This window comes from Serratia sp. T13T92 (assembly GCF_047530105.1).
In the GTDB taxonomy this organism is placed as follows: domain Bacteria; phylum Pseudomonadota; class Gammaproteobacteria; order Enterobacterales; family Enterobacteriaceae; genus Chania; species Chania fonticola.
Genome location: NZ_JBLJAK010000024.1, coordinates 26317 through 49560, shown reverse-complemented (window position 1 = coordinate 49560; position 23244 = coordinate 26317). Strand labels below are relative to the sequence as shown.

Genomic DNA, 23244 nt, shown 5'->3' with positions numbered 1-23244 from the left:
TCGCTTTCGCATAGACAAAATAAAAAGATAGGGCTTTAATACCGGCCGTCATCGAAGGTGTGCGCGAAAATTTATGCTTTAGACCACTACAATATTAAAAAGGTGCTCTATAGTTTTAGTGCTAACGCCCGTTAGTTTTTTCCCCAGCAGGATGGAATTTATGTCAAAGCGACTTTTTGCCGAATTTTTCGGTACTTTTTGGTTGGTGTTCGGTGGTTGCGGTAGCGCAGTGCTGGCCGCAGCGTTTCCTCAATTAGGTATTGGTTTTGCTGGTGTGGCTTTAGCGTTCGGCCTTACCGTAGTAACCATGGCCTATGCTGTCGGCCATATTTCTGGTGGGCACTTTAACCCAGCGGTCACTATGGGATTATTTGCAGGCGGCCGTTTCCCTGCCAAAGATGTTATTCCCTATGTGGTTGCCCAGGTGATTGGTGGTATTGCCGCCGCCGCGGTACTTTATTTAGTTGCCAGCGGTAAAACCGGCTTTGATGCAACTGCCAGCGGTTTTGCGTCTAACGGCTACGGTGAGCATTCACCGGGTGGCTATTCTTTGCAGGCCGCCATCGTTATTGAATTAGTATTGACTGCATTCTTCCTGATTGTTATCCATGGTGCGACCGATAAACGCGCACCGGCAGGCTTTGCGCCTTTGGCCATCGGCCTGGCGTTGACACTGATCCACCTGATCAGTATTCCTGTTACCAATACCTCAGTTAACCCGGCACGTAGTACCGCCGTGGCAATCTTCCAGGGAACCTGGGCGTTGCAACAGCTGTGGGTATTCTGGCTGGTACCGCTGATCGGCGGTGTTATCGGTGGTTTGATCTACCGTTGCCTGTTAGAAGACAAGAAGTAAGCATGGATTTTCAGGGCAGCCCGCAACGGCTGCCCTGAAATATTAACCTTTCACCGCTTCGAACATCATGATGTCACTGGTAAATGAGCCGTCGGCCTGAATCGCAAAATGTTGGCTAACGTCTTCTGCTACCCCCTGCTGTAACGCACGGATCGCCGTGACAAAATGCTCAGGCGTCCGCATCCGCGCCACCCAACTGCTGAACTCCAGATCCAAACGATCGGCCGTGACTTCACGCACCAATAACCCTGACTCGGTCAACATGCTCAACCACTCACCCGGTGCATAGTTACGCACGTGCGAAGTATCCCGCAGCACTTCGACCGTTTGCAGATAGATATCCAATAACGGATGCCCCGGGGAAACCACATCCATAAAGATGGCTCGCCCGCCTGGCTTCAATATCCGTTTAACTTCACGCAGTGCCCGACCGACATCGTGCCAATGGTGTGCCGAGTAGCGGCTGATCACCACGTCAAAGCTGGCATCATCAAAGGGTAACGACTCCGCTACGCCCTGCTGCAGCTGAATATTCTCCAATCCCTTTTCCTGTGCCGCGTTGCCGACCACCGTCAGCATCTGCGCCGAAAGATCGTACGCCACCACCTGCCCGACATGGGCCGCAGCGGTAAAGCTGGCGTGTCCTGCCCCACACCCCAGATCGAGCAAGCGGGCATCGGTACTGCCTGCCAACAGCTTGGCCAGGCGTTGCAGGTCTTTCCCTTGCGCGTGTACCGCACTGGTCAGGTAGGCATTGGCCTGTTCGCCAAACTGGCGGTCGACCGCATTTTTATGGCTGTTGCTGATGCTCATAGCTGCTCCCATTATTATCTGGCTTACGCCGGTGCCGAGATGGCTGGTAATGACTATAATCAAGCAGCTATACGGGTACAATATGAGCAGTTATCCTAGTATAAACAGGTACCACCCTAATGGAATCAGACACAATATCCAGCCAGAAAGCCCTAGGTGCCTTTTTGCGTGCGCACCGCGAGCGGATCACGCCAGAAATGCTGGGCCTGCCCACCGCTACACGCCGCCGCACCAGTGGTTTGCGCCGTGAAGAACTGGCACAAATCAGCGGCATCAGTGCCACCTGGTATACCTGGATAGAACAGGGGCGCGAGGTGTCAATTTCCCCCTATACGCTGGCACGCATCGCCACGGCGTTACGGCTGGGCCATGCCGAGCGGCACTACCTGTTCACCCTGGCACATATCACCGATCCTGAAAAAGAACAGCCGCAGGAAACGGTTAATGCCGCCGTGCTGCAAAGCGTGCATCAAATGACCGTACCCTGTTATCTGCTGGATCTCACCTGGAATATGATGGCCTGGAACCCACAGGCGGAGGAGTTGTTCTGCGATTGGCTTAAGCAGGCAAAAACCCCCAACCTGCTGCACTTCATGTTTTTTCACCCTCAGGCGAAGGTGCTGGTCAGCGACTGGGAAAATCGGGCTCGACGAGTGGTGGCCGAGTTTCGTGCCGAAACCAGCCATCATCAGGGAACGGAAGAGATACGCGCCTTTGTGCGCAATATGACCCACAACAGCGAAGCTTTTCACCATTGGTGGAAGCAGCAGGACGTGATGGCCCGTGAAGGCGGCGAACGCACCTTCAGCCACCCACAGCAGGGGGAGCGGCATTTTCAGCAGGTAACGTTCTACCCGGCGGAGCACAGCGGGTTGAAGTTGGTTATGTTAATGCCGTTATGCTAGCCCGCTAAAAAATTATTGCGCCTGGCAACGGCATCAGACCGTTTCGTCTGTGCCGATCTTGGCCAGAACCTGGCGGTAGGCTTTGACTTTCTGGCGTTTCTTCAGCCAAGTGGTGGTTGAAACGACAAAAATGGCGCCGGACATGGCCAATACGCCGGTGGGATGACCATAAAACGCCATCAGAGCAAAGTAAGCGGCTGAAACAATTGCCACCCATTTCGCCGAATTGCCGACGGCATTTTTTTCTAGACTCAACCGGCGGAGTGCTTCTTCTTCACTGATTCCCATACGCGCTCCTTGTGAAATTAACACTCCATTATATGGGGAAATACCGCTGAATTTTCAATCGGTTTCTCAGTAAAGAAGCGTAAATTTCAATACGTTGCCCGTTGAGCAAAGAGAGGGGGATGAGATTTGGGGAGACGTTTTATTGGAACAGGGCGCAGCCTGATAGCTGCGCCACACCGATTACTTGCCTGAGGTCAGCGCACTGTAGCTGGTCATCAGGTTACGATAGTCTGGAATATGGTTGGCAAACAGCGTCCCCAAGCCTTCGATATCATTACGCCAGTCACGGTGCAATTCGCAAGCCACGCCGAACCAGGTCATTAACTGCGCCCCTTCGGCTTCCATGCGGCTCCATGCGGATTGCCGCGTCAACTCGTTAAAGGTACCGGAGGCATCGGTCACCACAAAGACCTCAAAACCTTCAGCCAGTGCCGACAATGCCGGGAACGCCACGCAGACCTCCGTTACTACGCCAGCAATAATCAACTGTTTGCGGCCAGTGGCTTTAACCGCCTTAACGAAGTCTTCATTGTCCCAGGCGTTAATCTGACCAGGGCGTGCGATATAAGGCGCATCGGGGAACTGGGCCTTTAACTCGGGCACCAAAGAACCATTGGGGCCAGTTTCAAAACTGGTGGTCAGAATGGTCGGCAGATTGAAGTATTTTGCCAGGTCACCCAGAGCCAATACGTTGTTCTTGAAACGATCGGGATCGATATCGCGTACCAGTGATAGCAGCCCAGCCTGATGATCCACCAGCAGCACGGCGGCCTGGTCTTTATCGAGACGCTTGTAATTTGCTGTCATGTTACAACTCCTTCCTAAGGGTAAGATCGGCCCGACGAATAGGGCCACGATACAGAGGTTGTCTTGCAATATGCGCCCGATACGGAGCTCGTTTTCCGTACCGGGACACAGAGGTTATTGATTGCTGCCTGCGGTAGTCAGCGGCATCGCGCCAAACTGACCGCTGTTGAAATCACGGAAAGCCTGTTGGATCTCCGCCTCGCTGTTCATCACGAAGGGGCCGTAACCGACGATAGGCTCATCGATAGGCTCACCACTCAGCACCAGCAAGCTGACGTCACCATTTGCCTCAAGGATGATGGAGTCACCAGCGCGATCCAGCAGCACCATTCGCGTTTCCCGCACAATCTGCTCGCCGTTGACCAGAATCGCCCCATGCAGCATGACCACGGCCAGCGTATGCCCTTCCTCCACCTGCAAGGTGGTGGTATGCCCGGCGTTCAGCTTCATATCCCACACGTTGATCGGGCTGAAGGTACGCGCTGGGCCAGCATGACCGCCGTAGTTCCCGGCAATCACCCTGACCTGCCCGGCGTTATCCGCCAGAGGCACGACAGGAATATCCTGGTTCAGCAAAGTCTGGTAACCCGGCGCCGCCATTTTGTCTTTGGCTGGCAGGTTGACCCAAAGTTGCACCATTTCTATGGTGCCCCCTTTCTGCGAAAAGTCTTTGGAATGAAACTCTTCGTGCAAGATGCCTGACGCTGCCGTCATCCACTGCACATCGCCAGGGCCGATCACCCCACCGCTGCCGGTGGAATCGCGATGCTCTACTTCGCCCTGATAGACAATGGTGACCGTTTCAAACCCGCGATGAGGATGCTGCCCCACGCCACGTCGGCCACTGTGCGAACGGAATTTGGTTGGCGCAGCGTGATCCAGCAGCAGGAACGGGCTCATCTCTGCACCCAGCTCGTTATACGAGAACAGGGAATTCACCAGAAAACCGTTGCCGACCCAGTGAGCTTCCGGGCTGTTATAAACACCAAGGATCTTTTTCATCTTAAACTCCTGTTGCAGGCCTCGCGGCCTAACGTTGATGACAGAAGTTTAGTCCAAGGCGATTTGCCGCAGTAGTCGGCAAGATATACACTCAGTGTTCTATCAATAGAACGATAAGGGCACCGATGCAGACAGACCTGAACGATCTGTATTTCTTCGCCAGCGTGGTAGACCATCAAGGATTTGCCCCGGCAGGGCGTGCACTGGGTATTCCCAAATCGAAACTCAGCCGCCGCGTGGCGCAGTTGGAAGAACGGCTCGGCGTACGCCTGATCCAGCGTTCAACCCGGCGTTTCTCGGTGACTGATTTAGGGCAAAGCTATTATATGCACTGCAAGGCGATGCTGGTTGAGGCCGAAGCGGCACAGCAGGCAATCGAACAGACCCGGGCGGAGCCTTGCGGCACGGTACGCATGTCTTGCCCGGTGGCGATGTTGCATACGCGTATCGGTAGCATGGTGGCCAGGTTTATGGCGGATTATCCACGGGTGACGGTACATCTGGAGGCGACCAACCGCCGGGTCGATGTGGTGGGTGAAGGGTTGGATCTGGCGGTTCGCGTCAGGCCACCGCCGTTAGAAGACAGCGACCTGGTATTGAAAATCCTGGCTCAGCGCAGCTGGTGCATCGCAGCCAGCCCGGCATTGGTACGCACCATCGGCGCTATCGATTCACCCGCAGGGTTGCAGAACTACCCAACGCTCGATCTCGGCCCGGCCAGAACACAGCATCAATGGCAACTCAGCGGCCCGGAGGGGCAGACGTTCCAGTGGGAGCATCAGCCCAGACTGGTCACCGACGATATGCTGATGCTGCGTACTGCGGCAATTGCCGGGGCCGGTATCGTTCAACTACCGACCATGATGATGCACGACGAGATCCTGCGGGGCGATCTGGTACAGCTGCTGCCCGGCTGGCAACCTCAGGGTGGCGTGATCCACATTGTCTATCCCTCACGCCGTGGCATGCTGCCAGCGGTACGGCTGCTGATAGATTTTCTGGCTCAGCAGTTTGCCGCCCTGGAGGAAGCGTGATCAGGCGGTGATTTCGATCGCGTTGCCGTCTGGATCGCGAATGATGGCCTCATAAAAGCCATCGCCGGTCCAGCGCGGTGCCGCCTGCAAAATCCCCTCTTGCTTGGCCCGCTGTGCCAGTTCATCCACCAACGCCTCGCTACCGAGCGACAGCGCAATATGGGCCCAACCCACGCGTTCCTCACCTTTCCCCCCTGGCAACAGGCCAGGAACGCTCATGATCTCCAGCGCGGGGCCATCCGCCAGTTGAACGAAGCGCGAGATAAAGCCTGGGCGATTCTTGCTCACATACTCCTCCCCCGCTACGCCATTGAAATAGCGCTGCCAGAAGCCGACCTGAGCCTCAATATCCTGTGTCCATAGAGCAACATGGGCGATTTTCATCTTCACTCTCCATCATCTGCGGGAATATACAGCACGTTGCCACCGCTGAGAGTGACCTGCTGTTCGAGTTGCGTATGGCCGCCACGGGCAATCACCAGATAATCGACCTGGCTGGCGGGCATTAGCGTATAAGGCGCGTAGGTATTGAACTTGTCACGGGTGCACAGCACCGCGACGTTGCCAGCGCGTGCCAGCATCTGCTTCTTGAACTGCGCCTCCTGATAGCGCAGCGCGGTAAAGCCACTGTCGGGATCGTAAGCACAGACGCCGGTGAAGGCGATGTCGAAACGAAACGAGGCAATCTCGGCCAATGCCTTGGCATCGACGCTGCCGCCGATTTCTGCATCCACCTCACCGCCAATCATAATGGTGCGGATCCCGGGGCGTTCCAGCAGGCGGCTGGCTACGCTTAGCGCATTGGTCACCACGGTGAGTTGCCGATCGCGGGGCAGCAGATCGGCCAGGTAAAGATAGGTGCTACCCGCATCGAGAAAGATCACCTGCCCGCTCTGGATCAGAGGCAGGGCTGCCTGGGCCAGCCGATGCTTTTCATCGCCACTAATCTCAACCCGCTCGGCCAAATAGCCACCGGCAGGCGTGAGCGCCAACGCTCCACCATAGATCCGTTTGCACAGGTTTTGCGCCGCGAGTTGGCGCAGATCGCGGCGGATGGTGGCCTCGGTGGTATGCAGCTGCGCCGCCATTTCGATCGCCAGCACTCGCCCCTGCTGTTGCAAGGTGGCAAGGATGGCCTGGTGGCGTTCATTAGGCAGCAGTTTTGACATTCTGAAGGTCCGGCGAAGTGACAACGAACAATAATATACACAAACGTACAAAACCGTACAAATACTTTGTCTAAAAAGAAGATGGCTAACAACCCCACCCGCTCAAAACGTAGGTGTTGTAAAACGGGCGCAGCATGCAGCGCCCCTACGTTTTGAGCCCAATCGTTGGTGTTACAGATCGCCTCCATACCCGACGACATTGCCATCAATCTGAGAAAAAGCGCTTTTGGCGATTTTCGCCATCAGGATGTTGGCTATACTGGAAAAAGTTACGTTAACGCAGACGTAACGCTCTGATTAAACACCCATTGAAAGGCAAGTTGCGGCTTGAAAGACAGGCGGCCATAAAGGAAAAACAATGCTATTGAGAGTTGCAAGCTGGCTGTTTCAACTGCCGGGCAGGCTATTGGCACCGATCTTCCGCAATCGACTGACCCTATTGATCTTCTTTATGCTGCTTGCTGCCGGGGTTTTTCTGGCTAAACGCCACTTGAGTGAAGGAGTACAGGAGGAGAGTTTTACCCTTGCCGCACCACAGAATTACGTGATCCAGCGGGAAGCCCCGTTACGAGAGGCTCGCCAACACTGCGTTGGGCCGCTGTCCGACAATCAGGGCAGCCCATGGCCCGCTTCGGCAGGTTATCTCCATGAGCCAGATTGGCAAACCGGTAGCAAATTGCAGACGTTAACGCTGGATAATCAGCACAATGAATTTGCCGTGTTGGTCAAACTGGAGAACGCCACCAAGCAACTGCTGGCCGAGGTGTTCCTCCCCGCCGCCAGCAGTTTCAATATCAAGCTGGAGCCCAACGGCCGCTATGTGATGAAGGTGAAAAACATCCACAGCGGTTGTAGCTTCCGTACGGCCCTCTCGGTGGCAGATCGGCCCGATGGCAGGCTGCCATTGACCTTTTCAGAGGAGGGGCCAGGCCAATATCATCCGATAAGTGATAGAGAGTTCTAGCACCGTCCTACCGGGTTATTTTTTCGCCGGATGGTCGCGGCGGAACAGCTCCCAACTTTCAATCTCTTGCCCATCAGGCAAGGTGCAGGTGGAATACTGCCCTTGAGCATTCTGCTTGGGGTTAAGCTTGCCGCCAATCTGGCTGCAATACACATCTGCCGGATTTGCCATGCCAATCACCTTTGGCGGCGCAGGCGCATCATCATTGGTTTTCACCGTACACCCCTGTAACAAAGCCACACTGGCGAAGAGGAAAAGCATCAGGATTTTGGCCATTGAATTATTCTCACCATGAATTAAGCGGGAGCATCGCTACCCCAAAGGGATCATGAAATAAAGGACATGCCCTGTTTCAGCACCAGATCGCAGGCTTTCTGCTTCACCTTCTCGGTGATTTGCGAGGTGCCCAGGCTATTGAGATCCAGCGTGTTGCCCTTGCCGGTATTCAACAGGCCACCCAGACCTTGCTGGTAATCTTCACTGTTGGCATTGGCCGTGCTGGTGATGCCCAGTTTATTCAGCAGTTGGTCTTTCACCGCTTCGGTGCCGTTCGCCGACAGGACGTTATTCTGCACGCAGTACTGCAAGATCCCTGCGGCGTTGGTCATGCTGGAGGAGCTCAACGCGTTATCACCGCCGTTGAGTAATCCGCTAAGCGAAGACAGCGACATGCCACCGTTGCTGGTGCTGCCACCCGATTTGCTCAGTTCTGTGGCGGCACTGCTGAGGGAGTCCATCAACCCGGCGGCCTGGGCACTGCCCGTAGCCATTACCGTGGTCAAGCTCAGGGCCAACAATAAGCGATGTTTGGTATTCATAACGGCAAGACTCCTGTTTAACTGCAAAATGACGGCGCAATTAACACCACGCTTAGCTCGGACGTCGTACCAACCGACAAGTTCCGTTTATTCGGGCTGCCGCGCATTTTTCAGAATTTCGGCAAATCATCAGAACTGCCAGCGTAACCAGCCGAAGAACACGTTACCGTTGTTGTAGGTACCCGGAATATAGGTGGCCTGGAAGGTCAGTTGCTTATAACCAATTGACGCCAACGGCAGCGGCGCGGGGATCGGGATATATTTCCAGTTGTCGCGAGCGGTCACGCTGGCGGTAAACCCAAGCCCTAGACGGAAATCCTCCCCTTCAATCGGCCGCCAGATCTTCTCATAGGCATAACCGCCGATCGGCTCCCACTTGTTGTAAGAGTCCTTGAACGCCATCAGGTAGATCGCGTGCCAATCACCATCGGCATCAAACCGTGAGATGCCATAGCCAGCCCCCCAAGGGCGCTCGTTGTACTCGTCGGTCTTTTCCTTGTCGTAGGTCCAGCGGTTGTGCCAGGTGATCGCCGGGAGATAGAGCTCCTTATTAGGCGAGTTGTTCCAGGTTTCCGCCACGTTGCCGGTAAAACGCCCCCACCAGCCTGGCTCTTCAGCGTGCGCGACATTGCTATTTTCCGCACTAACTTCGGCGTAGGAAGGCAGTGCAGGAAATATCAACGCCAACCCCCCAGCTAACAAGATCCTTTTAACCACCATTTCGCAACTCCTGTAAAAATAAAGCCGGGGATTCTTACCGATCGTCCTATCCTGAGCAAGCCGTATCTCACTGGCCCGATGCTTTTATCGCCCCTCGTTGAGAGACGGTTAAGTTTGGTGCCCATTGGCGTACGCGCCCAAGTTATGCGCCTGTACACACATTGTCTGTCAGAAAACTCCGGTTATCCTGCTTGCACCTCAACGACTTATGGAGGAACCTTAGGTTTTATTTGCCGAGGGATAGGTATGGTTATTGGTCCATTTATTAATGGTGCAGCAATATTGGCCGGGGGTATTGCAGGGGCAATGTTGGGTCATAGGCTGCCGGAGCGGGTGCGCCTGGCATTGCCAATGACTTTTGGTATTACCTCGATGGGGATGGGCGTAGTGCTGATCGGCAAGGTAGCACATATGCCGGTGATGGTATTGGCACTGGTGCTGGGAGCACTGCTTGGCGAGCTTTGCTACATCGAACGGGGCATCAGCCGCATCGGAGGCTGGGCCCGTAATCTGATGGCCCCCAAAGGCGCTGTCAGAGAGGACCAGAAAGAGTTTCTGGAGGCATATGTCGCCATTATCGTGCTGTTTTGTGCCAGCGGCACCGGTATCTTTGGCTCAATGCACGAAGGGATGACCGGGGATGCCAGCGTGCTGATCGCCAAATCGTTCCTCGATCTGTTCACCGCGCTGATTTTTGCTTCCACGCTTGGCCTGGCCGTGGCGCTGATCGCCGTCCCGCAGTTGGTCATCCAGCTAGCGCTGGCGTTTGGTGCCGTGTTCATCTTGCCGCTGACCACGCCGGCGATGCAGGCCGATTTCTCTGCCGTTGGCGGGTTAATGATGTTGGCCACCGGCTTGCGCATCTGCGGTATAAAGCTGTTCCCGGTAGCCAATATGCTGCCAGCATTGGTGTTGGCGATGCCGATTTCGGCGGCCTGGATCATGTTCTTCTGAGCGCCACTCCCCCACTTTAAATTATCTTCCTCCTGGCGTAGCGAAAAATTGACGCCCAGCCAGGAGAGAAGTGAAGATGGCGGAAAGTACCCGTCTGGCTTTTCGCTTCTGCCCTTGCCGCAATTTCCAGCGGCCATCAATGCAAGAAAAGTACCGCCCCTTGCGAAAACCGCTGCTGCTACCCCTTTTGGGTCGTAAACTCCTTGATACGATAGGCAATCCTTCCCCCAAACCCGCTCAGCTTGAACAAGCCGCCACTTTCACCAACTGTTAATGCTGACGCCCTACAAGCGACTCGCATTTTCAACGATTAACCACGCGACATCGCCAGCCGTTCCCTGCTGCGCGCGGTTAAATAACAATAAATTGACGTGAATGTGGAGCAATCAATGAGGATCACCATAGGTTCATTCATCCTGCAACAGCTGCGCGCCCTGAAAGTGGATCGCATCTACGGCGTGCCCGGCGATTACAACCTGGCGCTACTGGAAACCATCGAGCATGACCAAGAGTGCGAATTCATTGGCAACTGTAACGAGCTGAACGCCGCTTACGCCGCCGACGGCTATGCCCGCCTCAAAGGCGCCGGGGCGTTGATCACCACCTATGGCGTGGGCGATCTGGCGGCCCTTTCCGGCATTGCCGGAGCCTATGCGGAATCGTCCCCGGTGATTTGCATTGCGGGTACGCCACCGCTGCACGCCATGCAGGGCAATGCGCTGCTGCACCACTCCCTGGCAGACGGCAATTTTGATAACGTGATGAACTGTTTCCGGCAGTTCACCGTGGCGCAGGCGCTCATCACCCCGGAAAATGCCGCCACGGAGATCCCGCGAGTCATCGCCTGCGCCTGGCAACGCAAAAAACCGGTTTACCTGCAGCTCCCTTCAGACATTTGTGAAGTGGAAATTGAGGTTGCCGATAATCCCGCCCCGTATCGCTTGCCAAGCAGCGATGCCAGCCATCTTCAGCTTGCCAGCGCAGCCCTGCTCGAACGAATTAGCCGTGCTAAACGGCCAATCATCCTGATCGATCAGATGGTCGAACGATATCAACTTCAAACGCAGGTGTTAACGCTGGCGGATAAATTCGCCATCCCGTTGACCAATATGCCCACGGCAAAATGTGCGATCTCAGAGAACACGCCGGGCTGGCAAGGCGGCTACAACGGCGATCTGTCTCGCCCCGAGTTGTTTGAGCTGATGGCCCAGTCAGATTGCATCCTCAGCTTTGGCGTACGCCTGGTGGATTCCACCACCGGCTATTTCAGCCAGCAGATCCCAGAGCAGTCGGTGGTGGATATTCAGCCGTTTTCGCTGAAGCTGGATAACGTTTCCTACCCTGCGGTAACGGCAAGCGAGCTGCTGCAAGCTCTACTAGAGAAAGCTCCAGCCACCAGCCAGCCGCCGCTGAAGCCACTATCCGGACCGCAGCAAAAACTGGCGCAGCCAAGCAGCGAACCGCTCTATCAGGACTATTTCTGGCAGCGGATACGGCACTTTATTCAGGCGGATGACGTGCTGGTCGTTGAAAATGGCACCTCTGGTGCAGCGATCGGCGGCATGCGAATGCCAAACGGCATTACCGTGGTCAACCAACCGATTTGGGGATCGATCGGCTATACCTTACCGGCATTGCTCGGCACGATGATGGCCGCGCCCCAACGGCGGCAGTTGCTGTTTATTGGTGATGGCTCCTTCCAGCTCACCGCCCAGGAGCTCTCAACGCTGTTACGCCATGAGCAAAAGCCGATCGTCTTTCTGATCAATAACGACGGTTACACCATTGAGCGCTATATCCTTGGCGAAACGTCGTCTTATAACGATATCGGCTCGTGGGATTACGCCAAACTCCCGGCGGTGCTAAGCCCGCAGACTCAGGCGTTTTGCGTCGCGGTAGCAACCAGCCAACAGCTGGAGATGGCACTGGAGCAGGCTTCGCGTCAGGACCAGTTGGCGTTTATCGAGGTGAAATTGCCGATGATGGATTCCCCACCGGCGATGAAAGAGTTCTGCCGCCGCTGCAACAGCTTTAACTTTGGGCTGCACAATCCAAGGCGCATTGCCTGATAAAACCAGGGCCTGGCGCAGGGATACCGCCAGGCCAAACTGAACGGGTATACTGTGCTCCTCTCAACGGCTAGGCAAAAGGTCATTAAAGATGTATTTTATATACATCAAATATAGAGGAACATCATGATGGATCAGCAGACCACCCTGCCAGAAAACTACTACACCCAAAAATACTCCCTGACGGCCACCCATTCCGAAGTCCTTGAGGCCGCCAAACTGATCGCGCCCGGCAAGACGCTGGATCTGGGCTGTGGCAGCGGCCGCAATTCGCTGTATCTCAACCTGAAAGGCTTTGATGTTACCGCCTGGGACAAAAACGCTGCGTCGATCGCCGCAATAAACCAGATCATAGCCACCGAGCAGCTTTCACACATCAGCGCCAGCGAGCAGGATCTCAATACTCATCGCTTTAGCGGCCAGTACGACTTTATCTTGTCTACCGTGGTGTTTATGTTCCTGGATCGCCAGCAGATCCCACACATCGTGCGCAATATGCAAGACAGCACGGTTAAAGGAGGCTACAACCTGATCGTCGCGGCCATGGATACGCCAGATTACCCCTGCACGGTGCCCTTCTCATTCACCTTCAAACCGGATGAGTTAGCCGATTATTATCAGGATTGGGACATCATCAAATATAACGAGAACCCCGGCGAGCTGCACCGCGTAGATGCCGAGGGCAACCGCATCAAACTGCGTTTCGCCACCTTGCTGGCGCGTAAATAGTCCGCAAGTGTCACGCAGTACAAACCAAATGTCAGGCAGATGAAAACCGCATTGGGCATAACGCTATAGACTGTTAAGGGTAACGATCCGTTTATTCCCTTAGGAGGGCGTATGCCTAATGTGACCATACTGGACAGCGTAGTCCGTTTCCTCGATCGTCAGCACGGCCTGTATATCAACGGCCAGTGGCAAACCTCCCAGGCCGAATCGCGGCTGGCGGTCTATAACCCTGCTGACGGCAAACAGATCTCCTGCACCGCCGATGCCAACGCCGCCGACGTGGAACTGGCCGTCATCTCAGCCCATCAGGCCTTTACCGCTGGCGTTTGGGCACAGCGCCTACCCGCCGAACGTGAGCGCATTTTACTGCGCTTCGCCGATCTGGTTGAGCAACACGCCGAGGAGCTGGCCCAGTTGGAAACCCTGGAACAGGGGAAATCCATCAACATCTCCCGCGCCTTTGAAGTGGGCTGCACGCTGAACTGGATGCGCTATACCGCCGGGCTGACCACCAAGATCGTCGGCCAAACCCTGGATGTCTCCATTCCGATGCCGCCGGGAGCCAAATATCAGGTCTATACCCGCAAGGAGCCGATCGGCGTAGTGGCCGGGATTGTCCCCTGGAACTTCCCGCTGCTGATTGGCATGTGGAAGGTAATGCCAGCGCTGGCCGCAGGCTGTTCCATCGTCATCAAACCGTCTGAAACGACGCCTCTTACCCTGCTGCGTATAGCGGAACTGGCAAGCGAAGCTGGTGTGCCACCGGGCGTGTTTAACGTGGTGACCGGCAAGGGAGCGGTCTGCGGTAAGGCGCTGACGGAACATCCGCTGATCGCCAAAGTGAGTTTTACTGGCTCCACGCCAGTGGGGAAAGGGATCGCACGCGCGGCGGCGGATCGGTTGACCCGCGTCACGTTAGAACTGGGCGGTAAAAACCCGGCCATTGTGCTGAAAGATGCCGATCTGCAACTGGTGATCGAAGGGTTGATGGCCGGCAGCTTCCTCAACCAGGGGCAGGTCTGCGCCGCCAGCTCACGTATCTATATCGAAGCACCGATTTACGATCGACTGGTCGCCGGTTTTGAGCAGGCAGTGAAGTCGCTTTCTGTCGGGCCGGGGATGGATGGCAACGCCCAGATCAACCCGCTGGTGTCCAAAGAGCACCGCAACAAGGTGGCCGCCTATCTGGATGATGCCCGCAACAAACACGCCGAGTTGATCACCGGTGCCGCCGGGCCTGATTTACAAGGCTTCTATATTCCCCCAACGCTGGTGATCAATCCCGATGACAGCCTGAACCTGGCGCGGGAAGAAGTGTTTGGCCCGGTCGTCAACCTGATCCGCGTAGCGGATGCCGAGGAGGCTCTGCAGAAGGCCAACGATACCGACTATGGCCTGACGGCCAGCCTGTGGACCACCAGCCTGCAAGCGGCGATGACTTATACGCCACGCATTCAGGCGGGCACGGTGTGGGTCAACACTCATACGTTAATCGACGCCAACATGCCGTTTGGCGGCTTCAAGCAGTCTGGCAGCGGCCGTGATTTCGGCCCGGACTGGTTGGATGCTTATACCGAGTCCAAATCGGTGTGTATTCGTTACTAACCGTTCTGCATCCGTTAAATAGTCAGGGGGCGAATTCTCATTCGCCCCCTGTGTTATTAGCCGTCACTCGATATCGCTGCTTCCCCTCACCCCAACCCTCTCCCACAGGGCTGTCTCTTATACACATCTCAAGTTGCGGTCAAATGGCCGTAATTTGAGAAACATAGCAGGCTGATTTTAAAGAGAATTTTTCCGAGCGCCCTATTGATGCGCTTGAAATAATTCCCATAAAAAACAGTAAGATGCCGAGTTGTGTATAAGAGACAGCCCACAGGGAGAGGGAGCTGGTACGGAGTTATGCTCAGGTGCAGGAGTCGTTCTTTGGCATACTGCTGACAAACGCCAACAGAACCAAACCGTAGGGGCGCTGCATGCTGCGCCCGTCTGGATAATCAATAGGTTGCCGGAGCTCGCTGTTCCTCTACTCCTTCAATCTGGCTTACTGCTGCTTTTGCCCGTTCAGATTCAGCGTTGGTGTTTCATCGAAAAAGTTCCACGGTTTGAGCAACGCGTGCACCCACTCGGTTGGCATAATCGGCCACTCTTCCGCTCGTGCCACATGGGTGGTGCCAGTGGTAAGCCAGACCATGTCGTCGGTGTTGTCTATCGGCTGATTGTCCGCCGTGTACTGGCCCAGCCCGGTATCGTGGATCGAGCGATTCGGGTATTTGCCTTCCGGATAGCGCTCATTCGGGTTATAGCGGGTCACCCACAGTTGCCGATCCATAAAGCTCAGACGGTGGTAAATCCATTCGTCCTTGCCAAAATTGGCCCCCTTGGCGATCGGGTGCGTACCGCCCGCATACGGGATCAACTGATAGGAAACCGGGTTACCCATCTTGTTCAACCGGCTCTGGTTGCTCAGCAAGCGGATGGTCGAAGGATCGAATTTCTGTGCCGCCTGCTGTTCGGTAGTAACTTTCACCTGATCGACCTGCATGGTGCTGGTGCGCGGGCCGCCCCGATCGTTAGGCTTCACATCCGGGTTCAACTCTACCAGGCTGTTATTTTCGCCATCCACATCCATATCCAGCCGGAAGTTGTAAATGTGCTGATGGGTGGTGCCCACAATGTTGTGATCGATCAGCGTGCCGTATTGCGTATCCTGCTTGGCCGTCGGATCCTGCATGGTTCTGGCTTTCACCCCTTTCACCGCTTCGATACCCGTTGCCCCAGCGTCGATACCAATGGTGCCGTTCTGGTGGAAAACCCAGTCGAAGATGTAATCGTAGTTGCCTACCGTACTGATCCAGCGCACCACCAGTTCGCGACGCTCGGTGCTGATATTCGGCTGCCCCATTTCCTGATGCTTGTACTCCGGCCCGGCGTAACGCTCAAAGATGGCGATGGCCCGTGGAATAGCGGTCGGCTTGCCGGTGTAATCGGCGATGGTTTCATCCAGCAACACCGCGTTTTGCGGTGCATCTTTGCCAAGGGCAATCGGTGAGGTAAGCGTGCCCATGCCGTAATCCCCGGCATCCAGATAGGCTTTGAAATACCAGCCCACGTCCGGATCGCCATAAGGCACGATCATGCCGCCCAGCGACCCTTCATACATCACCTTGCGCTTACGGCCATTATCGTTATAGGTCACGGTTGAAATCACCGGCCCGACGCGGGAATTCAGATGCAGGTGGAAATCCCAATTCTGCCAGTGGATGGTGTTACCGGTGATGGTGTAGTTTTTGCCTTCCGGCTCAATGATATCCAACGGTTTGATTTTCGGGGCCTTACGATCGCGTCCGTCATACGGCGTTGGCTTCATCGGCACCGGGATCACCGGCCCCTCTTCAATTTTGATGATTTTCTTCTGTTGCAGATCGACCACCGCCACCAGGTTTTCGATCGGATGTGCCCAATAGTTGCCATCGCCAACATCGAGATAGCTGACCACTTTCAGCAGGCGTTGGTCCTGCTGCAGGCCATCTTTTCCATCAAAATAGCCAACGGTCAGCGGCGTGGTGATCACTTTGCTCGGGTCCGCAACGCCATGTTTCTTCAGGGCTTCGGCATACTCTTTACTGGCGTTGATTATGCTCTGAACGCTGGCGAAGTCATCCAGCAGCACCATTCCCTGAGCGTCTTTGATCGGCTGCCAGGACAGCACTTTTTTCTGTTGCAGATCGACCACGGTTTCAATCACGTGTACCCCGTCGAGCAGCGTGATGTCGGCCTGCCGGGGCTGCTGTACGTCGCGACCGCCTAGCACGAACTGCCAGACCTGGCTTTTTTCCGGTTCACGCAGCGAGATTTCGGTAAAGCGCACGTTGTTTTTATACTCCGGGGCCGCCTTGATGATAGCGACCGCCGCGTTAATCTCCGCCGCACTCAAGGGATTTAGCGGATGGGCCCGATGTTCCACCGCAAAGGTCTGATCCAGGCCGGATTGGAACACCTCGTTGATAAACTCGTCGGACATATAGGCCGTTTTACCCTTGAACACCACCGGCACCTGTAATCTCAGCGGCTTGCCGTTAACGATGGCTTCGCGGCTATCCGGTTTGACCTTCACATAGGCACCATCTTTCACGATAACGAACATGCGGGCGTAGTCATCCCACTGCACGCTGGCACCAAACTCCTCCAGCGTTTTTTGCAGCGGAACCCTATGTGCCGCAGCGCCATGAGCCAACGCCGCTGGCTGCCAACCCGCGCCGATCAGCAAGCCTAACGCCAGCGCAATCGCCGCTGGCAGACGTTTGGTTTTGATTGTTGTTGTGTTAGCTACCATCTTTCCCCCGTCACCCATCAAAGAGACATTACCGCCGTTGTTGTTGTGATGAGCCCGTTTTACGGGGCCCCAATTCACCATAGCAACTCTTCACTGGGGATATTTTGTTGTGCTTGCCATCCGATTTGTCACTCCTGACAATCTGCTGGCAAATCATCCAGGCGGGGTTACAGATACTGCTTGCGGTACGCGCTCGGTGAGACGCCAAAACGGGCCTTGAAGGCGGTGGAGAAATGGCTGTGATCGGTAAATCCCCAGTCATAACCAATATTGGCCAGCTTTTGCCGCTCCTTGGCCTGGCGCAAAACCTGGGCGCAGAGATCTAGACGCCGGTTTTTAATGTACTGCGCCACCACCAGCCCCTTACGGGCAAATAGCCGGTACAGGCTACGCACGGAGACGCCTATCTCACTGGCAACCCATTCTGGGCGCAGCTGTTCGGACTGAATATGCTGATCGATAAACGCCAGCGAACGGGTAAAAATGCGCTCATGGCTATCTTGCCCCTCGTCTTGCTCCATCAAGGCAGGCTGTAACAAGGTGGCCACGGCGTTAAGCACCGCTTCGCTCTCCAGGCGGCTCATCTGCGTATTCTGCATACTGCCCAACACCAACTGCTGGCTAAGCTTAGCCGCTGCGTTATCGGCAGCAATACGCCGCGCACCGGGCAGATCGGTAAAACGCAGTTGCTGCTCAAGATAACTACGCGGTAGCAACAGTGATAACTGGCGGGACCCCTGTTGGTAGGTAAAGCTGCTGGGCTGCGCGGCGTCGATCAGGGTGATATCCCCGGCAGACAGCACCGCCTGCCGATCGCCCTGCTCCATAACCGACTGGCCATACAGTTGGAATACGGTAAAAAAGTGGCAACCGTCACTTTGCTCTACTTCGCGGCGGGTGCGATAAAGCCGGGTCTGGGCAGCATCGACTACGCTCAGGCGTAACGCATGGGTGTGGAACTCCTGGATCGCACCGGCAAACCCAGGTGCCAGGGTTTTGGCACAAAACCGGCCACAGGCAGAATTGATTTGGCCTAACCACTGTTCAAAACTGGCATCAGCGAGCCGGGTAGCAACCACCATGATTAACCCCTTGAAACATAAGTAACAAAAGAGAACAGGCTTATCGTACTGAGCAGCATGCCCCGAAAGGTGCCGCTATTTTTGCATCAGCCAGAAAATTAATATAACAAACCGATAACATACGTTCAACATTGTTCAGGGGGTTTGATGCTGGGATCACAAACTACAGATAAAGAATAGCTTTCGTCGCGGGGATAATTGCTATAAATAATCGCAGAAAGAAGAAGAGAATATGGAGTGAAAAGAAAAGGTACGACACCATCCGTAGTGCCGTACCTTAACGATTACTTGCGATTAAGCACCGCAGCGAGACAGATCGGCTGGTTCACGAGTCAAAAATTCACCGAACTTGCCTTGGCAGGTGGCAACGCGACGGCAAACGGTTACCGCAGAGGTACCGGTACCTGTGGTTTGACGCTCATAGGTAATAACACAACCAAGTACATAACCACCAATAACATTTGAAACTTCATATGCGTTTAATTTTTTCATAAATATATCCTTATAGTAATTACCAAAATGAACTTGCACTATTTTTCTAGAAAATAGCTTTAATTTGACGAGATATAATCGTCTTAAAGCGATTAAATTATAATAATAGAGTAAATCCACAGTCAACATTAAAGCCTTACCTACCCCACGTTATGGATTGATCTTAATTAAAAATAAGAATAATCCATAATTAAAAACCAAAAATATACATTCATTATATGATTAATAAAAAATATCTGGCATAAGATATTACAATATCGGCAACAGGAATAAACCCAGCGGATAATTTATCATCGCATTGGGCTTTGTTGAATAGCGTTCGCCCTGGTCAGTCCCCAGCAGCAGACCAAACACGAGTTGATTACGTGATCTATATCACTGTGTAAATAAACAGCACATGTAACATAACCAACCAGGAACAACAATCAATACCACTGGAGAATACCATGAATAAAAATATCGTTAGCTGGTTTGAAATTTATGTTACTGATATGCCACGAGCAAAGAAATTCTATGAGGCAGTATTCAACACCCAGTTAGAAAAACTGGAAACCGAGGGCATGGAATACCTGATGTTCCCTTACCAGGAAGGTGGGGAAGGGTCTGGCGGCGCACTGGTTAAAATGGCTGGAGTACCAGTTGGAGCGGGCGGCACCATGGTTTATCTGTCATGTGAGGATTGCGCCGTAGAAGAAAGCCGCATTGTCCCAAACGGCGGTGAAATCCTGAAAGAAAAATTTGCCATCGGCGAAAATGGTTTTATTTCCATCGCCAAAGATAGTGAAGGCAACGTGATTGGCCTGCATTCCATGAAATAATGCTGTCAGGCTATAACAATACGACAATGATGCCCCTCACCCTAACCCTCTCCCAAAGGGAGAGGGGATCAGATCGAGTTCATTGATTGCTCTGCATAATACCCAATCTTTCTTCTTCTTACTCCCTGATGTGGTCCTGAAAATTCGGCGACACACCATGAATGAGAAGGCGATCGAGTTTTCTGAGATTATCTATTTACGTCTAAAAGAGCTGGGGCTATCAGCTCCCTCTCCCTGTGGGAGAGGGGATCAGATCGAGTTCATTGATCGCTCTGCATAATACCTTATCTTTCTTCTTCTTACTCCCTGATGTGGTTCTAAAAATTCGTCGACATACCATGAATGAGGAGGCGATCGAGTTTTCTGAGATTATCTATTTACGTCTAAAAGAGCTGGGGCTATCAGCTCCCTCTCCCTGTGGGAGAGGGTTGGGGTGAGGGGAAAACCCAATAGCTACATTTATTACCCGCATCCTTTTCCACCCTTGTAGATTATTAATAAATTTGACAAAAAGTCACTTTTATCATTTATTTAATGCCGCTGATCGCTCAGCCACACCCGCCGTCAAATCAGATAAAAAAACTGACTGAGGCCGATAAAAACTCTTTTTTATTTCACCAGGAAGGGAATATGCCGCTACATTTACGCCATTTAGTCTTAATACCGCTATTAACGTTGGTGGCTTGCCATCAACCCACTGCCACCAACCCCACTCATTCCCTCGCCGCTACGGTTAAAAGTTCACCGACGGTGGTAAGCAATGCCCGGTTGGAAATCTCGCAAAGCGCGCTGGAATATAACACCCACAAGATTCAGCAACTGTTGGGCGATAAAACTACCCTTTGCGCCATTTTGAAAGGCGATGCCTACGGGCATGACCTTTCGCTGGTGGCACCCGTGATGATCAAGAACCACGTGCAGTGTATTGGCGTGGCCAGTAACCAAGAACTGCAAACCGTGCGCGAACTCGGCTTTAAAGGCCGCCTGATGCGCGTGCGCAATGCCACCGAAGCAGAGATGCGCCAGGCTACCGACTATGACACCGAAGAGCTGATCGGTAATCTGGAAATGGCGAAACGCCTGGATGCCATTGCCGCCCAGCAGGGCAAAACCCTACGTTTCCATTTGGCACTGAACTCTGGCGGCATGTCACGTAACGGCCTGGAAGTCAGCGAAGCTGCCGGATTGGCTGAAGCCAAGGCTATCTCTGCATTATCTCATCTGAAAATGGTCGGCATTATGTCCCACTATCCTGAGGAAGATGCAGCAGCGGTGCGCAAGGATCTTGCCCGCTTCAAGGTGCAATCCCAGCAGGTGCTAGACATTACCGGGATCAAACGCAGCGACGTGACCTTACACGTTGCCAATACCTTTGCGACCCTTACCGTGCCAGAGTCCAGGCTTGATATGGTGCGCGTTGGCGGGGTGTTTTATGGCGATACCATTGCCAGTAACGACTATAAACGCGTGATGACCTTCAAGTCATCCATCGCGGCACTCAACCATTACCCTAAAGGCAATACCGTCGGTTACGATCGTACCTACACCCTGAAACGCGATTCAGTATTGGCGAACATCCCAGTGGGTTATGCCGACGGTTATCGCCGTGTGTTCAGCAATGCCGGTCATGTACTGATCCAGGGGCAGCGGGTGCCGGTGGTGGGTAAAACCTCGATGAATACCGTGATGGTGGACGTGACCGACGTGAAAGGCGTCACTCCTGGTGATGAGGTGGTGTTCTTCGGCAAACAAGGTAATGCAGAAATCACCGCCAACGAAGTTGAAGACATCAGCGGTGCGTTGTTTACCGAGATGTCGATCCTTTGGGGCGCGACCAATAAGCGTGTTCTGGTGGATTAATTAACTCCCCCAGGCAAAGGCTTGCGCCGTGACCTGGGGGAAATCTATACCGTTTACTCGTCGAAGAACCAGTACCCCTGATTAACCAGACCGGTTAACTCGGCAACGAACGCCGGGTTTTGCAGCGCCTCACCTAACTCTTGCTTACCGACGATAGTGTAACGGCATAGGGCATCGGCGGCGTTAGGCTCGACGGTATCCAGGCGTTCGCTGTTGATAAAGAAGCTGCCACCCACCTCCAGCACTCTTAAGCCACTCAGGCGAGTCAGGACGGCACCGTCCATCAACGCTTCGATAACCTCATCCTGCTCGTAAGGTGGTTGCGCTGGGGCGATATCCAACTCGTGGCGTGGCGTGGTCACAAAGCGGCCAAACCACTGTTTAAAATCTTCCGGCTGATTAATCAGATCCGTCATCATCCCACGCAGGCGATCGAGCTCATACTCTTCAACCCGGCCCGGATGTTCCCGGCAGGTTAAATCAGGATCGCTGTAATGTTCGCCCCCGAGATCGTTTTCCAGCGCATAGTCCGCGAAGCTGCTGATTAAATCCCTGCCGTTAGGGCCACGGAAGCCAACGGAATAGTTGAGCGCGGTTTGGTGGGTAAAGCCGTCGTGCGGGAAGCCCGGCGGAATATACAAGATATCGCCCGGCTCCAGATCTTCATCGATAATCGGCTCGAAAGGTTCCACGTGCAGCAGTGCCGGATGCGGGCAAAACTGCTTCAGCGGCAGTTTGTCACCCACGCGCCAGCGGCGGCTCCCCATGCCCTGGATGATAAATACGTCGTATTGATCGATATGTGGCCCTACGCCGCCACCAGGAACCGAGAAAGAGATCATCAGATCGTCCAACCGCCAGTCCGGTAACACGCGGAACGGGGTGACCAGCTCCGCTGACGGGGCATGCCAGTGGTTAACCGCCTGCGCCAGCAGCGACCAGCCGGTTTCCCCCAGATTATCAAAATGCTCGAACGGCCCGTGGCTGGCCTGCCATTGACCATGGGTTTGGCTGACCAGACGGCTGTCTACCTCAACCTCCATCGCCAAACCGGCCAACTCGTCCGGGGTGATCGGATCGACAAAGTTCGGGAAGGCATTTTTTAATACCACAGGTTGTTTTTGCCAGTATTTCTCTAAAAATTCGGGCCAGTTAAGATTCAGTTGATAAGCCATGGTTCCACACCAGTGAGAAGACAAACGGCCCTGATTATAAAGAGGCTGCCACCCATGCCGCCTTGTCATTGGTCAATGACTGGGCGTTCAATCAGGCGAAAATAATGCCCCTCACCCCAACCCTCGCCCAAAGGGAGAGGGGGCCGTTACGGCGCTGTAGTCGAGTATGGGAGGCGATCTGTAACATCAACGGCCAGACTCAAACCGTAGGGGCGCTGCATGCTGCGCCCATCTGGATAATCAATGATTAGCTGGTGCCCTCTGTACCCCCCTATACGGAGTCAGAGTCAGGTGCAGGAAGCAATTTGCAGCATGTTACGCCCCCCTTAAACGCAAAAAGCAGATTGAAGTGG

Annotated in this window: 23 protein-coding genes; 10 read left to right on the top strand and 13 right to left on the bottom strand. The window is 54.2% G+C overall.

The window, feature by feature from the left end:
- Window positions 1–160: 160 nt before the first annotated feature.
- Window positions 161–856, top strand: coding sequence for an aquaporin Z (gene aqpZ, locus ACMV5I_RS19865; RefSeq protein WP_024483892.1), 696 nt, complete (start codon window positions 161–163; stop codon window positions 854–856).
- Window positions 857–898: 42 nt separating this feature from the next.
- Here the strand turns inward: aqpZ and ACMV5I_RS19860 are convergent, their stop codons facing one another.
- Window positions 899–1669 (bottom strand): class I SAM-dependent methyltransferase, encoded by a 771-nt coding sequence (locus ACMV5I_RS19860; RefSeq protein ID WP_414825123.1) that lies wholly within the window; start codon window positions 1667–1669, stop codon window positions 899–901.
- Between the two features lie 119 nt (window positions 1670–1788).
- Between ACMV5I_RS19860 and ACMV5I_RS19855 the strand changes: the two genes are divergently transcribed.
- Window positions 1789–2574: a helix-turn-helix transcriptional regulator gene (locus tag ACMV5I_RS19855; RefSeq protein ID WP_414825122.1), complete on the top strand. Its 786-nt coding sequence runs from the start codon at window positions 1789–1791 to the stop codon at window positions 2572–2574.
- Between the two features lie 33 nt (window positions 2575–2607).
- Here ACMV5I_RS19855 and ACMV5I_RS19850 read toward each other — a convergent pair whose 3' ends face one another.
- From ACMV5I_RS19850 to ACMV5I_RS19840, 3 genes are all read right to left on the bottom strand, one after another.
- Window positions 2608–2862, bottom strand: coding sequence for an ABC transporter ATP-binding protein (locus ACMV5I_RS19850; protein WP_141131342.1), 255 nt, complete (start codon window positions 2860–2862; stop codon window positions 2608–2610).
- A 180-nt stretch (window positions 2863–3042) separates the two neighbouring features.
- Window positions 3043–3669, bottom strand: a complete 627-nt coding sequence (gene ycaC, locus ACMV5I_RS19845) for an isochorismate family cysteine hydrolase YcaC (RefSeq protein ID WP_414825121.1) — start codon at window positions 3667–3669, stop codon at window positions 3043–3045.
- Between the two features lie 114 nt (window positions 3670–3783).
- Window positions 3784–4671, bottom strand: coding sequence for a pirin family protein (locus tag ACMV5I_RS19840; RefSeq protein ID WP_414825120.1), 888 nt, complete (start codon window positions 4669–4671; stop codon window positions 3784–3786).
- A gap of 125 nt (window positions 4672–4796) precedes the next feature.
- Between ACMV5I_RS19840 and ACMV5I_RS19835 the strand changes: the two genes are divergently transcribed.
- Window positions 4797–5705, top strand: a complete 909-nt coding sequence (locus tag ACMV5I_RS19835; protein ID WP_414825119.1) for a LysR family transcriptional regulator — start codon at window positions 4797–4799, stop codon at window positions 5703–5705.
- On the opposite strand, the gene ACMV5I_RS19830 is transcribed toward ACMV5I_RS19835, so the two are convergent.
- Both ACMV5I_RS19830 and ACMV5I_RS19825 read right to left on the bottom strand, forming a co-directional pair.
- On the bottom strand, window positions 5706–6089 hold the full coding sequence (locus tag ACMV5I_RS19830) for a VOC family protein (protein ID WP_414825118.1): 384 nt from the start codon (window positions 6087–6089) through the stop codon (window positions 5706–5708).
- A 2-nt stretch (window positions 6090–6091) separates the two neighbouring features.
- Window positions 6092–6874, bottom strand: coding sequence for a DeoR/GlpR family DNA-binding transcription regulator (locus ACMV5I_RS19825; protein ID WP_261170738.1), 783 nt, complete (start codon window positions 6872–6874; stop codon window positions 6092–6094).
- 358 nt (window positions 6875–7232) lie between these two features.
- On the opposite strand from ACMV5I_RS19825, the gene ACMV5I_RS19820 reads away from it, so the two are divergent.
- Complete coding sequence (locus ACMV5I_RS19820) at window positions 7233–7838, top strand: hypothetical protein (RefSeq protein ID WP_414825117.1); 606 nt, start codon at window positions 7233–7235, stop codon at window positions 7836–7838.
- Window positions 7839–7853: 15 nt separating this feature from the next.
- Here ACMV5I_RS19820 and ACMV5I_RS19815 read toward each other — a convergent pair whose 3' ends face one another.
- The 3 genes from ACMV5I_RS19815 to pagP all read right to left on the bottom strand — a co-directional run bounded on the left by ACMV5I_RS19815 (window position 7854) and on the right by pagP (window position 9376).
- On the bottom strand, window positions 7854–8114 hold the full coding sequence (locus tag ACMV5I_RS19815) for a DUF333 domain-containing protein (protein ID WP_414825116.1): 261 nt from the start codon (window positions 8112–8114) through the stop codon (window positions 7854–7856).
- Between the two features lie 50 nt (window positions 8115–8164).
- On the bottom strand, window positions 8165–8656 hold the full coding sequence (locus ACMV5I_RS19810; protein ID WP_414825115.1) for a DUF2501 domain-containing protein: 492 nt from the start codon (window positions 8654–8656) through the stop codon (window positions 8165–8167).
- Between the two features lie 129 nt (window positions 8657–8785).
- Window positions 8786–9376, bottom strand: a complete 591-nt coding sequence (gene pagP, locus ACMV5I_RS19805; RefSeq protein WP_024483880.1) for a lipid IV(A) palmitoyltransferase PagP — start codon at window positions 9374–9376, stop codon at window positions 8786–8788.
- A 246-nt stretch (window positions 9377–9622) separates the two neighbouring features.
- Here pagP and ACMV5I_RS19800 point away from each other — a divergent pair, with 246 nt between their 5' ends.
- The 4 genes from ACMV5I_RS19800 to ACMV5I_RS19785 all read left to right on the top strand — a co-directional run bounded on the left by ACMV5I_RS19800 (window position 9623) and on the right by ACMV5I_RS19785 (window position 14733).
- A complete protein-coding gene (locus ACMV5I_RS19800; protein ID WP_024483879.1) occupies window positions 9623–10330 on the top strand; it encodes a DUF554 domain-containing protein in 708 nt (235 codons plus the stop codon).
- Between the two features lie 389 nt (window positions 10331–10719).
- A complete protein-coding gene (locus ACMV5I_RS19795) occupies window positions 10720–12399 on the top strand; it encodes an alpha-keto acid decarboxylase family protein (protein WP_121608890.1) in 1680 nt (559 codons plus the stop codon).
- A gap of 126 nt (window positions 12400–12525) precedes the next feature.
- Window positions 12526–13128: a tellurite resistance methyltransferase TehB gene (gene tehB, locus ACMV5I_RS19790; RefSeq protein ID WP_121608889.1), complete on the top strand. Its 603-nt coding sequence runs from the start codon at window positions 12526–12528 to the stop codon at window positions 13126–13128.
- A gap of 111 nt (window positions 13129–13239) precedes the next feature.
- Complete coding sequence (locus ACMV5I_RS19785; protein ID WP_414825114.1) at window positions 13240–14733, top strand: aldehyde dehydrogenase family protein; 1494 nt, start codon at window positions 13240–13242, stop codon at window positions 14731–14733.
- Window positions 14734–15172: 439 nt separating this feature from the next.
- Here ACMV5I_RS19785 and tynA read toward each other — a convergent pair whose 3' ends face one another.
- The 3 genes from tynA to ACMV5I_RS19770 all read right to left on the bottom strand — a co-directional run bounded on the left by tynA (window position 15173) and on the right by ACMV5I_RS19770 (window position 19038).
- Window positions 15173–17464, bottom strand: a complete 2292-nt coding sequence (tynA, locus tag ACMV5I_RS19780; RefSeq protein WP_414825113.1) for a primary-amine oxidase — start codon at window positions 17462–17464, stop codon at window positions 15173–15175.
- Between the two features lie 167 nt (window positions 17465–17631).
- Window positions 17632–18546: a transcriptional regulator FeaR gene (gene feaR, locus ACMV5I_RS19775; RefSeq protein ID WP_414825112.1), complete on the bottom strand. Its 915-nt coding sequence runs from the start codon at window positions 18544–18546 to the stop codon at window positions 17632–17634.
- A gap of 294 nt (window positions 18547–18840) precedes the next feature.
- Window positions 18841–19038, bottom strand: coding sequence for a DUF4762 family protein (locus ACMV5I_RS19770; protein WP_414825111.1), 198 nt, complete (start codon window positions 19036–19038; stop codon window positions 18841–18843).
- A gap of 446 nt (window positions 19039–19484) precedes the next feature.
- Between ACMV5I_RS19770 and ACMV5I_RS19765 the strand changes: the two genes are divergently transcribed.
- Together ACMV5I_RS19765 and alr are read left to right on the top strand one after the other, a co-directional pair.
- On the top strand, window positions 19485–19856 hold the full coding sequence (locus ACMV5I_RS19765) for a VOC family protein (protein ID WP_024528704.1): 372 nt from the start codon (window positions 19485–19487) through the stop codon (window positions 19854–19856).
- Between the two features lie 630 nt (window positions 19857–20486).
- Window positions 20487–21716: an alanine racemase gene (gene alr, locus ACMV5I_RS19760; RefSeq protein WP_414825110.1), complete on the top strand. Its 1230-nt coding sequence runs from the start codon at window positions 20487–20489 to the stop codon at window positions 21714–21716.
- Between the two features lie 53 nt (window positions 21717–21769).
- On the opposite strand, the gene ACMV5I_RS19755 is transcribed toward alr, so the two are convergent.
- Window positions 21770–22891, bottom strand: coding sequence for a cupin domain-containing protein (locus ACMV5I_RS19755; RefSeq protein ID WP_202727793.1), 1122 nt, complete (start codon window positions 22889–22891; stop codon window positions 21770–21772).
- Window positions 22892–23244: the final 353 nt, after the last annotated feature.

What these genes read in the sequence shown, in the direction of transcription:
- feaR (WP_414825112.1), bottom strand. Translation starts at nt 18,546, where the DNA reads ATGGTGGTTGCTACCCGGCTCGCTGATGCCAGTTTTGAACAGTGGTTA.
- ACMV5I_RS19820 (WP_414825117.1), top strand. Translation starts at nt 7,233, where the DNA reads ATGCTATTGAGAGTTGCAAGCTGGCTGTTTCAACTGCCGGGCAGGCTA.
- alr (WP_414825110.1), top strand. Translation starts at nt 20,487, where the DNA reads ATGCCGCTACATTTACGCCATTTAGTCTTAATACCGCTATTAACGTTG.
- tynA (WP_414825113.1), bottom strand. Translation starts at nt 17,464, where the DNA reads ATGGTAGCTAACACAACAACAATCAAAACCAAACGTCTGCCAGCGGCG.
- ACMV5I_RS19765 (WP_024528704.1), top strand. Translation starts at nt 19,485, where the DNA reads ATGAATAAAAATATCGTTAGCTGGTTTGAAATTTATGTTACTGATATG.
- ACMV5I_RS19755 (WP_202727793.1), bottom strand. Translation starts at nt 22,891, where the DNA reads ATGGCTTATCAACTGAATCTTAACTGGCCCGAATTTTTAGAGAAATAC.
- ACMV5I_RS19840 (WP_414825120.1), bottom strand. Translation starts at nt 4,671, where the DNA reads ATGAAAAAGATCCTTGGTGTTTATAACAGCCCGGAAGCTCACTGGGTC.
- ACMV5I_RS19855 (WP_414825122.1), top strand. Translation starts at nt 1,789, where the DNA reads ATGGAATCAGACACAATATCCAGCCAGAAAGCCCTAGGTGCCTTTTTG.
- tehB (WP_121608889.1), top strand. Translation starts at nt 12,526, where the DNA reads ATGATGGATCAGCAGACCACCCTGCCAGAAAACTACTACACCCAAAAA.
- ACMV5I_RS19815 (WP_414825116.1), bottom strand. Translation starts at nt 8,114, where the DNA reads ATGGCCAAAATCCTGATGCTTTTCCTCTTCGCCAGTGTGGCTTTGTTA.
- ACMV5I_RS19795 (WP_121608890.1), top strand. Translation starts at nt 10,720, where the DNA reads ATGAGGATCACCATAGGTTCATTCATCCTGCAACAGCTGCGCGCCCTG.
- ACMV5I_RS19810 (WP_414825115.1), bottom strand. Translation starts at nt 8,656, where the DNA reads ATGAATACCAAACATCGCTTATTGTTGGCCCTGAGCTTGACCACGGTA.
- ycaC (WP_414825121.1), bottom strand. Translation starts at nt 3,669, where the DNA reads ATGACAGCAAATTACAAGCGTCTCGATAAAGACCAGGCCGCCGTGCTG.
- ACMV5I_RS19860 (WP_414825123.1), bottom strand. Translation starts at nt 1,669, where the DNA reads ATGAGCATCAGCAACAGCCATAAAAATGCGGTCGACCGCCAGTTTGGC.
- aqpZ (WP_024483892.1), top strand. Translation starts at nt 161, where the DNA reads ATGTCAAAGCGACTTTTTGCCGAATTTTTCGGTACTTTTTGGTTGGTG.
- ACMV5I_RS19850 (WP_141131342.1), bottom strand. Translation starts at nt 2,862, where the DNA reads ATGGGAATCAGTGAAGAAGAAGCACTCCGCCGGTTGAGTCTAGAAAAA.
- ACMV5I_RS19785 (WP_414825114.1), top strand. Translation starts at nt 13,240, where the DNA reads ATGCCTAATGTGACCATACTGGACAGCGTAGTCCGTTTCCTCGATCGT.
- ACMV5I_RS19825 (WP_261170738.1), bottom strand. Translation starts at nt 6,874, where the DNA reads ATGTCAAAACTGCTGCCTAATGAACGCCACCAGGCCATCCTTGCCACC.
- ACMV5I_RS19835 (WP_414825119.1), top strand. Translation starts at nt 4,797, where the DNA reads ATGCAGACAGACCTGAACGATCTGTATTTCTTCGCCAGCGTGGTAGAC.
- pagP (WP_024483880.1), bottom strand. Translation starts at nt 9,376, where the DNA reads ATGGTGGTTAAAAGGATCTTGTTAGCTGGGGGGTTGGCGTTGATATTT.
- ACMV5I_RS19800 (WP_024483879.1), top strand. Translation starts at nt 9,623, where the DNA reads ATGGTTATTGGTCCATTTATTAATGGTGCAGCAATATTGGCCGGGGGT.
- ACMV5I_RS19830 (WP_414825118.1), bottom strand. Translation starts at nt 6,089, where the DNA reads ATGAAAATCGCCCATGTTGCTCTATGGACACAGGATATTGAGGCTCAG.
- ACMV5I_RS19770 (WP_414825111.1), bottom strand. Translation starts at nt 19,038, where the DNA reads ATGAAAAAATTAAACGCATATGAAGTTTCAAATGTTATTGGTGGTTAT.